The organism is Gallaecimonas xiamenensis 3-C-1, from assembly GCF_000299915.1.
Classification (GTDB): domain Bacteria; phylum Pseudomonadota; class Gammaproteobacteria; order Enterobacterales; family Gallaecimonadaceae; genus Gallaecimonas; species Gallaecimonas xiamenensis.
Genome location: NZ_AMRI01000011.1, coordinates 55,659 through 69,637 on the forward strand (window position 1 = coordinate 55,659; position 13,979 = coordinate 69,637).

At 60.6% G+C, this 13,979-nt stretch carries 17 protein-coding genes; 13 read left to right on the forward strand and 4 right to left on the reverse strand.

Annotated features, from left to right (window positions below; translation table 11 throughout):
- The first annotated feature begins 51 nt into the window (after positions 1 to 51).
- The 9 genes from fliD (at position 52) to B3C1_RS09245 (ending at position 6,743) form a co-directional block, all read left to right on the forward strand.
- Positions 52 to 1,356, forward strand: coding sequence for a flagellar filament capping protein FliD (gene fliD, locus B3C1_RS09205; protein ID WP_008484396.1), 1,305 nt, complete (start codon positions 52 to 54; stop codon positions 1,354 to 1,356).
- A 15-nt stretch (positions 1,357 to 1,371) separates the two neighbouring features.
- Positions 1,372 to 1,755 (forward strand): flagellar export chaperone FliS, encoded by a 384-nt coding sequence (gene fliS / locus B3C1_RS09210; protein ID WP_008484398.1) that lies wholly within the window; start codon positions 1,372 to 1,374, stop codon positions 1,753 to 1,755.
- Between the two features lie 182 nt (positions 1,756 to 1,937).
- Positions 1,938 to 2,234 carry a flagellar protein FliT gene (gene fliT, locus B3C1_RS09215; RefSeq protein WP_008484399.1) on the forward strand — a complete coding sequence of 99 codons (297 nt, stop codon included), beginning with the start codon at positions 1,938 to 1,940 and terminating at the stop codon, positions 2,232 to 2,234.
- Entirely contained in the window at positions 2,231 to 3,313 is a 1,083-nt protein-coding gene (locus B3C1_RS19365) for a flagellar hook-length control protein FliK (RefSeq protein WP_008484400.1), read from the forward strand. Before fliT ends, B3C1_RS19365 begins: the two co-directional genes overlap by 4 nt.
- Before the next feature lie 14 nt (positions 3,314 to 3,327).
- A complete protein-coding gene (locus B3C1_RS09225) occupies positions 3,328 to 3,816 on the forward strand; it encodes a flagellar basal body-associated FliL family protein (protein WP_008484401.1) in 489 nt (162 codons plus the stop codon).
- A 7-nt stretch (positions 3,817 to 3,823) separates the two neighbouring features.
- Positions 3,824 to 4,519, forward strand: coding sequence for a FliA/WhiG family RNA polymerase sigma factor (locus B3C1_RS09230; protein WP_035481628.1), 696 nt, complete (start codon positions 3,824 to 3,826; stop codon positions 4,517 to 4,519).
- A 5-nt stretch (positions 4,520 to 4,524) separates the two neighbouring features.
- Entirely contained in the window at positions 4,525 to 5,382 is an 858-nt protein-coding gene (gene motA, locus B3C1_RS09235) for a flagellar motor stator protein MotA (RefSeq protein ID WP_035481664.1), read from the forward strand.
- Positions 5,382 to 6,362, forward strand: a complete 981-nt coding sequence (locus B3C1_RS09240; RefSeq protein WP_008484404.1) for a flagellar motor protein MotB — start codon at positions 5,382 to 5,384, stop codon at positions 6,360 to 6,362. The genes motA and B3C1_RS09240 overlap by 1 nt, the downstream gene beginning before the upstream one ends.
- A gap of 96 nt (positions 6,363 to 6,458) precedes the next feature.
- Positions 6,459 to 6,743 carry a hypothetical protein gene (locus B3C1_RS09245; protein WP_008484406.1) on the forward strand — a complete coding sequence of 95 codons (285 nt, stop codon included), beginning with the start codon at positions 6,459 to 6,461 and terminating at the stop codon, positions 6,741 to 6,743.
- A 39-nt stretch (positions 6,744 to 6,782) separates the two neighbouring features.
- Here the strand turns inward: B3C1_RS09245 and smpB are convergent, their stop codons facing one another.
- Complete coding sequence (gene smpB / locus B3C1_RS09250) at positions 6,783 to 7,259, reverse strand: SsrA-binding protein SmpB (RefSeq protein ID WP_008484408.1); 477 nt, start codon at positions 7,257 to 7,259, stop codon at positions 6,783 to 6,785.
- 108 nt (positions 7,260 to 7,367) lie between these two features.
- Here smpB and B3C1_RS09255 point away from each other — a divergent pair, with 108 nt between their 5' ends.
- Complete coding sequence (locus tag B3C1_RS09255) at positions 7,368 to 7,799, forward strand: type II toxin-antitoxin system RatA family toxin (RefSeq protein WP_008484409.1); 432 nt, start codon at positions 7,368 to 7,370, stop codon at positions 7,797 to 7,799.
- Positions 7,796 to 8,146 carry an RnfH family protein gene (locus B3C1_RS09260; RefSeq protein ID WP_008484410.1) on the forward strand — a complete coding sequence of 117 codons (351 nt, stop codon included), beginning with the start codon at positions 7,796 to 7,798 and terminating at the stop codon, positions 8,144 to 8,146. Before B3C1_RS09255 ends, B3C1_RS09260 begins: the two co-directional genes overlap by 4 nt.
- On the opposite strand, the gene B3C1_RS09265 is transcribed toward B3C1_RS09260, so the two are convergent.
- The 3 genes from B3C1_RS09265 to nadK form a co-directional block, all read right to left on the reverse strand.
- Positions 8,143 to 8,496, reverse strand: coding sequence for an outer membrane protein assembly factor BamE (locus tag B3C1_RS09265; protein WP_008484411.1), 354 nt, complete (start codon positions 8,494 to 8,496; stop codon positions 8,143 to 8,145). The genes B3C1_RS09260 and B3C1_RS09265 overlap by 4 nt on opposite strands.
- 68 nt (positions 8,497 to 8,564) lie before the next feature.
- Complete coding sequence (gene recN / locus B3C1_RS09270) at positions 8,565 to 10,229, reverse strand: DNA repair protein RecN (protein WP_008484412.1); 1,665 nt, start codon at positions 10,227 to 10,229, stop codon at positions 8,565 to 8,567.
- Between the two features lie 61 nt (positions 10,230 to 10,290).
- On the reverse strand, positions 10,291 to 11,169 hold the full coding sequence (nadK, locus tag B3C1_RS09275) for an NAD(+) kinase (RefSeq protein ID WP_008484414.1): 879 nt from the start codon (positions 11,167 to 11,169) through the stop codon (positions 10,291 to 10,293).
- A 107-nt stretch (positions 11,170 to 11,276) separates the two neighbouring features.
- Here nadK and grpE point away from each other — a divergent pair, with 107 nt between their 5' ends.
- Together grpE and dnaK are read left to right on the forward strand one after the other, a co-directional pair.
- Entirely contained in the window at positions 11,277 to 11,825 is a 549-nt protein-coding gene (grpE, locus tag B3C1_RS09280) for a nucleotide exchange factor GrpE (protein WP_008484416.1), read from the forward strand.
- A gap of 178 nt (positions 11,826 to 12,003) precedes the next feature.
- The gene (gene dnaK, locus B3C1_RS09285) at positions 12,004 to 13,917 is read left to right on the forward strand and encodes a molecular chaperone DnaK (protein ID WP_008484418.1); all 1,914 of its coding nucleotides are present in this window, start codon (positions 12,004 to 12,006) and stop codon (positions 13,915 to 13,917) included.
- Positions 13,918 to 13,979 lie beyond the last annotated feature (62 nt).

A 13,979-nucleotide genomic window follows, 5' to 3' on the forward strand; every position in this document is an offset into this window, starting at 1 on the left:
CGGGCCCCCGCTTGGCGGGGGCTTTTTTCCGTTTTGGAATAGGATGTAAATATGGCAATCAGCAGCAGTTTTGACGTTCAGACCCTGGCTTCCCAGTACGTCGCCGCCGACCGTAGCAAGATGGACGCGTATTTCTCGAGCCAGCAGACCTATTACCAAAGCAGGCTCAAGGCGTACAACGCCATTTCCAGCCAGATCAGCACCTTCCAGGAAGCCCTGGGCAAGCTGAGCGGCACCAATGCCTTCCAAAGCTTTGGGGTGACCCAGGGTGACGAAACCTACGCCAAGATCACTGCCGGCAGCAGTGCCGTTGCCGGCCAGTACCAACTGCACGTATCCCAGTTGGCCAGCGCCGACCAGTACACCCTGGACTTTGCCTCCGAGACCGATCCGGTGGGCAACAGCGGCACCCTGACCCTGGGCCTTGGTAGCGACAGCTTTGATATCGACATGAGCAGCCTGCCGGCCGGCGCTACGATCAGCGATCTGCGTAACGCCATCAACAGCGCCAGCGACAACCCCGGCGTCCGCGCCTCACTGGTACGCACCGGCGGCAGCGTCAAGCTGATGCTGACCAGCGAAAAGACCGGCGCTGCCAATACCCTGTCCATCAGCACCAACGGTGACCCGGCCCTGGCCAGCCTCGATACTGCCATCGCCGGTAAAACCCAGCTGAGCACCGCCCAGGACGCCCTGGTCTACCTGGGTGACAACCAGAGCCTGGCCATCAGCTCCGAGTCCAACACCCTGGACAACGTCATCGACGGCCTGACCATCGAGCTGACCAAGGCCCATACCGACCCGGCTGACACCCTGAGCTTTACCGTCGGCCGCGACATGGACGCCACCAAGGAAGATCTCAAGAGCTTTATCGATGGCTACAACGCCCTTATCGATCAGCTCAAGAAGTACACCACGGCGGAAGACGGCGCGTCCCCTGTGCTGTCCGGTGACGCCACAGCCCGTACCCTGCAAAGCCAGATGCGCGGCCTGTTCAACAGCGTCAACCTCAGCCAACTGGGCCTGAAGACCGACAAGTTCGGCAAGTACAGCCTGGACGAGGACAAGCTGGGTGACTTCCTGGAAGCCAACCCCAACGGCCTCAACAGCGTTCTGGGTGGCAAAGACGGCATCATGAACAAGCTCGACACCATGCTCGACGGCTACGTCAAAGGTAACAGCTCGGTGCTCAAAACCAGCGTGGCCAGTACCCAGGCCAACCTGGACCGCCTCACCGATCGCATGGATCAGTTTGACCTGCGCATGGAACAGCAGTACAACCGCTACGTTGCCCAGTTCACTCAGATGCAAACCATCGTTTCCCAAATGCAACAGACCTCCAGTCTGTTCGGCTAATCCACAGGAGCCCCCATGTTTGACGAGTCCGGCCTCGACGCCTACCGACACACCCAGATTGAAGCCAGGGCTGCGGCCGCTGAGCCCCATAAACTGGTGCTGATGTTGATCGAGGGCTTACTGGACGAGCTGGCCAGGGTGGAAGGCCACATCCAGGCCAAGCAGTTTGACCGTAAGGCCACGTCCATCACCAAATGCCTGGACATACTGTCCGGTCTGGATACGGCCCTGGACAGGGAAAACGGCGGGGCTTTGGCCGAAGATCTGCATCGGCTTTACGACTTCTGCGGCCGCCAGTTGTTCGACGTCAGCGTCAGCAACGAGGTGGCAGGTCTTAGCATCGTCTACAAGGTGCTAGGGGACTTGAAGGAAGGATGGGAATCCATGACGGCCGCTTAAGCGGCCGTTTTTTTTAGCTTCCTTCTCTTCCCTGCTCCCTTCCCTTTGCTTCCGCAGGCGGAAGTTCCCCTTCCTCTTTTTTGTCTCTATTTTTGTAACTCAATGATTTTAAAGGTTTAAAAAGTTGGCTTGGGGTTTGCTGAATGAAAGCCAAACCTAACGCCAACTGGATGATTTGAACCTTGACCCCGCCGCTGAAAGTGCAGATCGACGCCCTGGCCCGCACCCTGCTGGCCAGTGCCAAGGCCCGTGAGTGGCTGGCCCTTGCCCGCCACGACCAGACCACGGCCAAGTTGCTCGACAGCCTCAAGCCGGTACCGGCGGAACTGACCGCTGCCCTGGCCAACCTCAAGCGCGCCCACCAGGAAGCCATGGCCCTGGCCGAGGCGGAAAAACAGCGTCTGTCGGGTCAAATCAACCATGTGCGAGACAACCAGGAAGGCCTGCGGGCCTACCGCCAGATGGAAGAGATCGCATGAAAGGGATCGCCAGCAGTTTCCCCACCCAAGCCCAAGGCAATTTCCGCCAGGGGCCCCTGAGCCAGGGCAGCGGCTTTGCCGCCGAGTTCCAGGCCCTGGAACAGCAGCAGCCGGCTCTTGCCAGCTTTCGCATGAGCGCCGAGCTGGCCGAGCAGGCGCCCTCGACGGTCGACCAGGACCATGACAGCCAGGACAGGGAACTGGACCAGGACGCCGCCATGGTGCTGGGCCAGGACGCCCAGGAAACCGCTGCCCAGGACCTGGTGGTGCGCGGCTTTGGCCAGCAGCAAGGTGAACCGAAACAGCAGCAGGAGGCAGAGCAGGGCAGCGAGGATCAGGACCAGGTCGTGGCCCTGGACCTGCCGGGCCTGCCCCAGCCCCTGAACCTGACGGTGCAGCACAAGGCGGAGCCGGCCGGCAAACTGGCGGCCGACAGCGCCCTGAAGGTACAGGCCCTGGCGGCGGGCCAAAGGCCCATCGAGGCTCAAGCCAAGACCACCGAGCCGGCCAAGCTGCAATTGGCGGCCGGGGAAAGCTTTATCAAGGATCTGGGCCCGGCCCTCGAGGGGCGTAACGAGTCCCGCCTGGACGCCCTGACTGGCGCGCCGCGCCTGGCAGCCATGCCTGAGTGGGCCCCGGTCAAGGTCAACACCGCCAGCAGCGCCAGCGGCAGCCAGAGTCCCTGGCAGCAGGATCTGATGGCTGCCTTGGGGGACCGCTTGCAGCTGCAGGTCAACCAACAGGTCAAGGAAGCCAGGGTCAGGCTGGACCCGCCCGAACTGGGCCGGGTGGAAATGACGGTACGCCTGGATGGCGACAAGCTCAGCGTCCAGCTGCAGGCCAATCATCCCCAGGTCCGTGACGCCTTGCAGGCTCAGGTGGACAGGCTGCGCCTTGATCTGAGCCAGAGCCACGGTGCCCAGGTCGACGTTTCCGTAGGCCAGCAAAGCAGCGGCCAGCAACAGCAACAAGCCTTCGCGGCCCAGGACCCGATCCTGGCCGGCCTCTCCAGCAACCCCGTTCATGAAGAAGAAACTGACACCGCCTCTAGCGAGGGGTGGGTCAGTGCCTTGGCATAAAAGGAGTGTCAGACGTGCCTATCGCAACCCCTCAAGAGAAGAGCAAAAGCCGCCTGCCCTGGCTGGTCGGCGGCACGCTGTTGCTGGCCCTTGCCTGTGGTGCCACTTACCTGATGGCCACCGACAAGCTGGATGTAGAGCAGTTGTTCCAAGAACCGCCTGCCCCACCCGTGGTCATGAGCACCCAGCCCCTGTTCCACCCCCTGGACAAGTTCGTGGTCAGCCTGGGCGGTGACGACGTGCAGCACTACATGATGCTGGAACTGGCCCTGGTCTCCAAAGACCCGCGCATGCCCCGCCAAAGCACCGAATTGTCCCCTGTTATCCGCAACGCCCTGCTCAAGTACTTCTCCACCCGCAAGTACGAGCAGGTGCGCACAGAGATCCGCGACATGGCTAGCCTGCAAGCGGCGCTCAAGAAGCAACTGATGGAAACGGTAGACAGCTACGGCTACGAGCTGTCCGTGGACGAAGTCCTGCTCACCAAAGTGGTTATTCAGTAAGAGGCGAATGATGGAACCCTATCGTATCGAACCCCAGGCCAGGCCTGCTGCCACTAACGAAGCCCTGCTGCTGCGCCGTTATGCGCACCTGGTTAAGAGGGCCTGCGGCCATCTGCGCAGCCAGGTCAGCGCCGCCTTCTGCCAGGAAGACTTCGAACAGGTGGGCTTGATGGGCTTGCTGGAAGCTATCCGCCGTTACGGCGAGCCGGACGAGGCTTTCGAAAGCTTTGCCTTCAAACGGGTTCGGGGTGCCATCCTCGACGAACTGCGCCGCCAGGACTGGCGTCCCCGCCAGGTGCGCCAGGCGGCCCACGACCTGAACCATTATCACCGCAAGCTCTATAACCGCCTGGGCCGTACCCCCAGCGACCAGGAGCTGGCCGAGGAAATGGGCCTGGAACTGGCCCAGATCCGCGAGTTGGTTTACGCCAACCAGGCCGAAGAGATGCAGTGCCTGGAAGACTGGCTGGCCAAGGGCATGGAACCCAGCGGCGGCGGCATGGGCGGCTACGAGCTGCAGCGCACCCTGGCCAAGACCCTGGGCCGCCTCAAAGAGCGTGAACAGCTGCTGTTGACCCTCTACTACCACCACGAATTGAACATGAAAGAGATTGCCCAGGTCCTTGGCCTGACCGAATCCCGCGTTTGCCAGTTGCACAAGGAATGCCTGGCCAACCTCAACCAGCTGCTCAAGGAGCATTGATCTTTATGCAAAAACTGCTCGGAATAGCCCTGGTCTCCCTGTGCGTTTTCGGTGGCTACATGATGGCTGACGGCAAGCTCATCGCCCTGTGGCAGCCAGCGGAGCTGGTGATCATCCTGGGGGCCGCCCTGGGCTCCATGGTGATAGGCAACTCCACCGTGGTGCTCAAGGAATGTCTGCGCCAGCTCCGTGGCCTGATGGCCAGCCGCAAGGGCAAGACCAACCTGGCCCGCGAGCTGCTGATGTTGATGCACTTCCTGCTGGACGAAATTCGCCAGAAGGGCCTCAAGGTCCTGGATGAGCACATCGAGGCCCCTTACCAGAGCCCCTGGTTTGCCCGCTTCCCAGAAGTGATGAAGGAGCCCATTCTGGTCAACTTCATCGCCGACAACCTGCGCATGCTGGCCATGGGCAAGGTGTCTGCCCATGAATTCGAGGCCCTGCTGGAGCAGGAGATCCTTGCCATCGAAGACGACCTGCTCAAGGCCTCCAAGGCCCTGCACCGTACCGGCGAAGCCATGCCTGGCTTCGGTATCCTGGCGGCGGTAGGCGGCATCATCATCACCATGCAGCACCTGGACGGCCCCCTGGGGGAGATAGGCCTGCATGTGGCGGCGGCGTTGGTCGGTACCTTTATCGGTATCTTCGGCTGTTACTGCCTGTTCGAGCCGGCCGGGTCTGCCATGGCCGAGCTGGTGCACCGCAAGGTTTCCACCCTCGATTGCGTGCGCGCCATACTCACCGCCCATGTGGCAGGCAAATCGCCGCTGCTGGCCGTGGATGCCGGTCGCCGGGTGCTGGAAATGGATATCAAACCCAGCTTTGCCACAGTCGAGAAATGGCTGGCCAGTGAGGCGGTATGATGCGTTCCTCGCAAGACCCCATCATTATCAAGCGCAAGGCGCGTCGCGGTGGCCACGAGCCTTCCGGCGGCGGTGCCTGGAAGGTGGCGTTTGCCGACTTCACCCTGGCCATGATGGCGCTGTTCCTGGTGTTGTGGCTGCTGGCCGTCACCGAAGAGCACGAGCGCAAGATCATGGCTACCAGCCTGCGCAACTACTCCATAATGGACGAGTCCAGCAACCCCTTCGATCTGTCCAACAGTCCCTTTCCCATCGACCTGGAAGGGAACCCGGCCATCGTTGAGAACATCGCCGCCCAGTTGTTGACCAGCGGCGACCTCAAGTCAGGTATCTCCATGTACAGCCAGGTGCCGGAAGGGGAGAAAGAGCCGGGCAAGGGCACAGGGCCTGAGCTGGATTCCATCCTGGAAGGGGAATTCGATACTCCCGAGTCCATGGCGCTGCTAGCCGCTGTCATCAAGGCCATGGCCCGCCAGCTGACCGCCACCGACAACCTGGATGTGGAAGTGGTGCCCCAGGGGCTGAGGATCACCATCCAGGACGACAACGACAAGCAGATGTTTGCCCGTGGCAGTGTCGACATGAATCCCTTCTTCGAAGACTTGCTGCTGGCTTTGGCACCGGTCTTTGAAAAGGTGAAAAACAGCATGGTGCTGTCCGGCCATACCGACGCTATCCCTTACCAGGGCAGCCGTTACAGCAACTGGGAACTGTCCGGTGACCGGGCCCTGCTGGCCAGAAGGGTGTTGGAAGTGGGGGGCATGCCCAAGAGCCGGGTGTTGCAGGTTACCGCCATGTCCGACCGCACCCCGGTGGACCGAGAGCATCCTGACGCCAGTGCCAACCGCCGTATCGAGCTGTTGCTGTTGACCCGTCAAGCCAAGGCCGATCTGCTGCGGATCTTCGACAGGGCCCAGCCAGACAATGCCGTGGCCGAGGCAGGTAAGGCTGCCGAGGCTAACCAGCCGGTTACCCGCTAGGCATTTTGTTTGATTCGCAAGATGCCAATGCCATTAACAAAAAACCGCCATCTGGTCGCCTTTTAAGGGTATGCACTGAGATGAATGGGAAAATAAATGGCAAAGCCTGCACCGGGAAGGCAGGTCAGCGGCGTCCAGAAGCTGGTGCTCTACCTGATCCTCTGCAACGTTGTGATGGTGCTCTGTTACGCCCTGCTGGCCAAGCGCCTGGGGGCCATGGCGGCCATAATGGTGCCGCTGCTGCTGGTGGGATATAACCTGTTGTTGTGCCGCCTGGCCTTGAAAAGGGCCAGGCGTGACCGGGACAGCTACATCCTCTATCCGGTGGTCGTCACCGCCATCATACTGGGCTTCTGCGTCCTCAGCGCCATGTTGAGCTGACCCTTAGCCACGAAAAAGGCGCCTTGCTAGGCGCCTTTTTTATCCCCGTTTCATGACCCGGGCCTTTTCCCGTTGCCAGTCGCGGTCTTTCACATCGTCACGTTTGTCGTGCTCTTTCTTACCCCGGGCTATGCCGATGGCGATCTTGGCCCAGGCGCGGCTCCAGTACATCTTCAGCGGTACCACCGTCTTGCCTTTCTGGTGCACCTGGCCGTAGAGCACGTCCAGCTCCCGCTGGTTGAGCAGCAGCTTACGGGTACGGGTCGGGTCCACCACCACGTGGGTGGAGGCGGTATTGAGCGGCTGTATGGTGGCGCCAAAGAGGTAGGCCTCGCTCTCTTTGAGAACGATGTAGGCTTCGCTGATGTTGGCTTTGCCTGCCCGCAGGCTCTTCACTTCCCAGCCCTGCAGGGCCAGGCCGGCTTCGAAGGTTTCTTCGATGAAGTAGTCGTGGCGGGCCTTTTTATTCTGGGCGATATCGGTGTCACCGCCCTTGAGCGCTTTTTTCTTGGTCATGGGCGCATTATACGGAAAGGTAAGGACATTGCATGGCATTTTGCCTGGATGCCCAGGCAGATAACAAGTGGTATCATTCGCCGCAAAGCCACTGAAAACAGAACTTCAATGCCGCGTATAGAGCGCCAAGCCCATGTGCCTTATTCGCCCCAGGCGATGTTCGATCTGGTCAACGACGTTCCCAGTTACCCTGCCTTCCTGCCCGGCTGTGTGGCCTCCCGGGTGCTGAGCCAGGGGCCGGCCAGCATGACAGCCACCCTGGATGTGGCCAAAGGCCCGGTGCGTAAGTCCTTTACCACCCGCAACAGCCTATTTGCCCCAGACAGGATCAGCATGGAGCTGGTCAACGGCCCATTCAAGTTCCTTCGTGGCGACTGGCTTTTCCTGCCCCACGGCGATCAGGGTTGTATGGTGCGCCTGGAGATGGAGTTCGAATTCTCCTCCACCCTGGTGGGTATCGCCTTTGGCGGTATCTTCCAACAACTGACCCACGCCATGGTCAATGCCTTTTGCCAACGTGCCCGGGAGATTTACCAGTGACGGAGCGACTGCTGAGTGTGGAAGTGGCTTTTGCGCTGCCCGAGCGCCAAGCCCTTATCGCCTTGAAGGTGGTGGAAGGGGCGACGGTGCAGGACGTGATTGAACGTAGCGGTATCCAAGGGCGCTTTGCCGACTTGGATCTTGGCCAGTATGACGTGGGGATCTGGTCCCGCAGCTGCAAGCGCAGCGACAAGGTGCGGGAAGGGGACAGGGTGGAGATCTACCGCGCTTTGACTGCCGATCCCAAGGATATCCGCCGGCGCCGGGCCGAAAAGGCCAAGGAAGCGGGGCGCGCAGACAAAACCACAGGGGGCCGCCCCAACCCCCTGCGTTCCCAGGAGCCTTAATCGGCTTTCTGGGCCTTCTTGCCACCCAGGCTTGCGGGCAGATCGAAGTCGTCGGCTTTCACTGCCTTGAGCTTGCCTTGGCCGTCGAAGGTCAGGGTCAAATCTTTCTCAACAAGCGTGCCCTTGCCGGGGCGATAGGCGTACTTGTAGTACCAGGTACCGTCATTGAAGCTGTCTTTGAGCAGCGGCGTACCCAATACATAGGCAACCTGCTCCTGGCTCATGCCCGGCTGGAGCTTGTCGATTTGATCCTGCTCCAGGTAGTTCCCCTGGGGCACATCGATACGGTAAATCAGGCCACAACCACTCAAACTCAGGCCCAGGGTCAGGGCCAGCAAGGCTTTTTTCATTCTGTTTTCCATCTCTGAACTTCCGGGGGCATGATAGCCTCGCCCGGCAACATGCAGCAACAGAGCCTTTAACCGGCCAAAAGTTCCCTGGCATTGGCCCGGGTTGCTTCAGTGATCACATCGCCCCCCAGCAACCTGGCCAACTCGTCTATACGCTCAACGGCGTTCAGGGGCCGCATCTGGGTCTCGGTGCTGTCCTTGGCGGTCTTTTTCACTACCTGCATCTGCTGGTGGCCCTGGCCTGCCACCTGGGGCAGGTGGGTGACGCACAGGACCTGGGTACGATCCCCCAGGCTGCGCAACAGCTTGCCCACCACGGCGGCGGTGGGGCCGGAGATGCCCACGTCCACTTCGTCGAAGATCAGGGTGGGGATCTGACTTTCACCGCTGGTCAGTACCTGCAGCGCCAAGCCGATACGGGACAGCTCGCCCCCTGAGGCCACCTTGGCAATAGGCGCCAGGGGCTGGCCGGGGTTGGTGGACACCAGCATTTGCACCTTATCCAGGCCGCCAGAGCCGCCCTGGGCGGCTTCGTCGAAGGCTACCTCTATATCGAAGCGGGCATGGGGCAGGGCCAGCTCGCGGATCACCTTCTGCATGGCCTGGGCCAGGGCCTTGCCGTGGCGCTCCCGACTTTGGCTAAGGCGGCGGGCGGCCTCCAGGTAGTGCTGCTGGGCTTTGACCAGTTCCTGCTCCAGGGCGGCCAGACGGTCGTCGCTGTCGGTCAGGCCATTTAGTTCGTCGGCCAGTTGCTGGTGCAGGGCCGGCAGTTCGGCCGGGGCCACTTTATGTTTGCGGGCCAGGTTGATGGCGCTGCTTAGGCGCTCTTCCAGTTCGGCAAAGGCTTCGGGGTCTATTTCCAGGCGCTGCTGGTAACGGCCCAGTTCATGGCCGGCATCGTCCAGCAGGGCGGCGGCGTCAAACAAGGTGGCAACTATGGGTTCAAGGGCCGGATCATCCCCTTGCAGCCGGCTGAGGCGATCGGTGACCTGGCGCAGCATGTCACTGATATTCAGCTGTTCGTCTTCGCTCAATAGCGCCAGGCATTGGCCGGACTCGCTGATCAGGTTGGCGGCATTGGCCTGGCGATGGTGTTCGGCCTCGATACGCGCAAATTCCCCCTCTTCCAGGGCGAATTGGTCCAGCTCCTGAACCTGGTATTCCAGCAGTTGGCGGCGGGCGTCGCGCTGAGCTTCACTGCCTTGCAGCTCGGTCAATTCCTGGCGAAGGGCCTTATGGCTACGCCAGCTGTCCCGCACCGCATCCAACAGGCCTTTGTGGCCGGCGTAGTGGTCCAGCAGGGTCAACTGGTGTTCGCTTTTGAGCAGGGCATGGTGGGCATGTTGGCCATGGACATTGACCAGCAGTTCCCCCAGCTGCTTGAGCTGGGACAGGGGCACCGGCTGGCCGTTGATATAGCCACGGGAGCGGCCTTCACTGGAAAGGGTGCGGCGCAGTATGCATTGGCCTTCGTCTTCCAGCTCATTGTCTTTGAGCCAGGCCTGGGCTTTGGGCAAGGCGGCTAGGCTGAAACGGGCAGCCACTTCGCACTTGTCGGCACCGGGTCGGACCATGCTGGCATCGCTGCGCTCACCCAGGCAAAGCCCTAGGGCGTCAATGGCGATGGACTTGCCGGCGCCGGTTTCGCCGGTAATGGCGGTCAGGCCCTGGGCGAATTCCAGTTCCAGGAATCGAACTATCGCAAAGTTGCTGACGGTGAGCTGGACCAGCATGATGCCTCCTTACTGTAATTGCATCCAGTATAAGCTGGATTTTCATACAGTAAAGAGGCGACTAATAAAGTTTTGAACTCCAACCCAGTTTGCTGCGCAGTACCTGGTAGTAGTCATAGCTGGGTGGGTGCACCAGGCGCAGGGGATAGGCGCTTTTCTGGATACGGATTTCATCCCCGGGTTTGAGCCCCAATACCACCTGGCTGTCGCAGGTGATCTGCAGATCGTCGGTGTTGGAGGTGACCATCAGGGTGATGAGGCTGTTGCCTTCCACCACTATCGGCCTGCTGGACAGGGTGTGGGGGAACATGGGCAGCAGCACTATGGCATCCATCTTGGGATGGAGGATGGGGCCGCCCCCGGACAGGGAATAGGCGGTGGAGCCGGTTGGGGTGGACACAATCAGGCCGTCGGAGCGTTGGGTATAGACGAACTGCTCGTCGATGCTCACCGAGAACTCGATCATGTGGGCGATCTTGTCCGGGTGCAGCACCATCTCGTTGACGGCGGTATTGGAGGCCACCAGCCGCTTGTGGCGATAAATCTGGGCGTCGAGCAAAAAGCGGTACTCGGTTTGGAAACGCCCGGCCAGCACCTCCGACAGGGGGCCTTCGAAGCCTTCTGGACTCAGATCGGTCAAAAAGCCCAGGTTGCCCCGGTTGACGCCAATCACCGCCACATCGAAGCGGGCCAGCACCCGGGCGGCGCCGAGCATATTGCCGTCGCCCCCTACCACAATGGCCAGCTCCGCCTCTTCCCCCAAGGATGCCAGGTCACGAAGGCATTCTTGCGGCAGCGCCAGGCCTTGGGCGGTGCGCTCTTCCACCAGCAACTTGTAGCCTTGCGCCGCCAGCCAGTCGTAAAGGGCCATCACCGTCTGGTTGGCGCCGTTATGGTTAGGCTTGCCGATAAGTGCAATGGTTTTAAATGCTTGCGTCATCAAATCGCCCCGTTGGCTGTCTTGGGCAGTATAACCGAGGCGCTGTCTCTTGAAACCCGCGTTATCGCCCCCATAATAAGCCGCACGTTGTATTGAGGAGACAGGCAATGACCCAAGAAACGGACAAGCCATTGGAAGAGGGCCAGCCCCAAGCGGCCGAGGCCCAGGCTGAAGAACATCTGCCCGAGGTGGAGCTGCACAGTGAAGTGGCCCGCCTGGAAGCCGAGCTGACTGAACAGCGTGAAGCCGTGCTGCGGGCCAAGGCGGAAGTGGACAACATCCGCCGCCGCGCCGCCCAGGACGTGGAAAAGGCCCACAAGTTCGCCCTGGAAAAATTCGCCGGCGATCTGCTGCCGGTGGCCGACTCCCTGGAGCGGGCCCTGGAACTGGGTGACGTCGACAATGAAGCCCTCAAACCCATGCTTGAAGGCATAGAGCTGACCCTCAAGTCTTTCCATTCCGCCACCAACAAGTACGGCCTGGAAGTGGTGGACCCGGCTGGTCAGCCGTTCAACCCCGAACTGCACCAGGCCATGGCCATGCAGCCTTCGGCAGAACACCCCGCCAACACCGTGCTGGTGGTGGTGCAGAAGGGCTACAGCCTGAACGGCCGCCTGCTGCGCCCGGCCATGGTGGTGGTCAGCACCGCCGGTTAATCGGCTTTTGCTGAAAAACCCGGCCAATGCCGGGTTTTTTCATGTTTGGCCCTTGAAAAGGGATTTGTCCCTCCCCACATAAGGGTCAAAGGCAATTTGTTGATAACGGACTTGAAATCAAGCGCAAGGCCCCCACGTTATCAACCATCAACATTCAAGCAGTTTAGTGGAGACTGATATGGGCAAAATTATCGGTATTGACCTCGGCACCACCAACTCCTGTGTGGCCATCATGGATGGCGACAAGGCACGCGTCATTGAGAACGCCGAAGGTGCCCGTACTACCCCTTCTGTTATCGCCTACACCGACGATGGCGAGACCCTGGTAGGCCAATCCGCCAAGCGTCAGGCGGTGACCAACCCCACCAACACCCTGTTCGCCATCAAGCGTCTGATTGGCCGCCGCTTCACCGACGAAGAAGTGCAGCGTGACGTGAAAATCATGCCTTTTGGCATCGTCAAGGCCGACAACGGCGACGCCTGGGTCGAGGTTAAAGGCCAAAAGATGGCCCCGCCGCAGATCTCTGCCGAAGTCCTGAAAAAAATGAAGAAAGCCGCCGAAGACTACCTCGGCGAGCCGGTCACCGAAGCGGTTATCACCGTTCCGGCCTACTTCAACGATTCCCAGCGCCAGGCCACCAAGGACGCCGGTAAAATCGCCGGCCTGGAAGTCAAGCGCATCATCAACGAGCCCACTGCGGCGGCCTTGGCTTACGGCCTTGACAAGAAAAAAGGCAACCAGCGCATCGCCGTATACGACCTGGGCGGCGGTACCTTCGATATCTCCATCATCGAGATCGACGAGCTGGACGGCGAGCACACCTTCGAAGTACTGGCCACCAACGGTGACACCCACCTGGGCGGCGAAGACTTCGACAACCGTCTGATCAACTACCTGGTTGAAGAATTCAAGAAAGAGCAAGGGGTTGACCTGACCAAGGACCAACTGGCCCTGCAACGCCTGAAAGAAGCGGCCGAGAAAGCCAAGATTGAGCTGTCTTCCGCCCAGCAGACCGACGTCAACCTGCCGTACATCACTGCAGACGCCACCGGTCCCAAGCACATGAACATCAAAGTGACCCGCACCAAGCTGGAATCTTTGGTGGAAGACTTCATCAACCGCACCCTCGAGCCCCTGAAAGTGGCCCTGAGCGACGCTGACCTGTCCGTATCCGACATCGACGAGGTTATCCTGGTCGGCGGCCAGACCCGCATGCCCAAAGTGCAGCAGGCGGTAACCGAGTTCTTCGGCAAAGAGCCCCGTAAAGACGTTAACCCTGACGAAGCGGTGGCCGCCGGTGCCGCTGTTCAGGGCGGCGTGCTGGCCGGTGACGTCAAAGACGTACTGCTGCTGGACGTGACCCCCCTGTCTCTGGGTATCGAGACCATGGGCGGTGTGATGACCAAGCTCATCGAGAAGAACACCACCATCCCCACCAAGCACAGCCAGGTGTTCTCAACCGCCGAAGACAACCAGTCTGCGGTGACCATCCATGTGCTCCAAGGTGAGCGCAAGCGCTCCAACGACAACAAGTCCCTGGGCCAGTTCAACCTGGACGGCATCCAGGCTGCCCCGCGCGGCATGCCGCAGATCGAAGTGACCTTCGATATCGACGCCGACGGTATCCTGCACGTGTCCGCCAAGGACAAGACCACAGGCAAAGAGCAGAAGATCACCATCAAGGCCTCTTCCGGTCTGTCTGACGACGAAGTGGAAAAAATGGTGCGTGACGCCGAAGCCCACGCCGAGGACGACAAGAAGTTCGAAGAGCTGGTCTCCACCCGTAACCAGGCCGACGCCTTGGTACACGGCACCCGCAAGCAGCTGGAAGAAGCCGGCGACCAAGTGGGTGAAGAAGACAAGGCCAAGATCGAGTCTGCCCTGGCTGAGCTGGAAACCGCCATCAAAGGCACCGACAAAGCCGAGATCGAGGCCAAGCAACAGGCCCTTATCGAAGCGTCCGGCAAGCTGATGGAAATCCTGCAGCAAAAGATGCAGCAGGAGCAGGCCCAAGGCGGCCAAGCCAGCGGCAACAAGGGCGGTGACGACGTGGTCGACGCCGAGTTCGAGGAAGTCAAAGACGACAAGTAAGGCCAGGCCTTACCGGTACGGGCGCCTCGGCGCCCGTCAGTCGTTTAACGCGGACCAGAAAC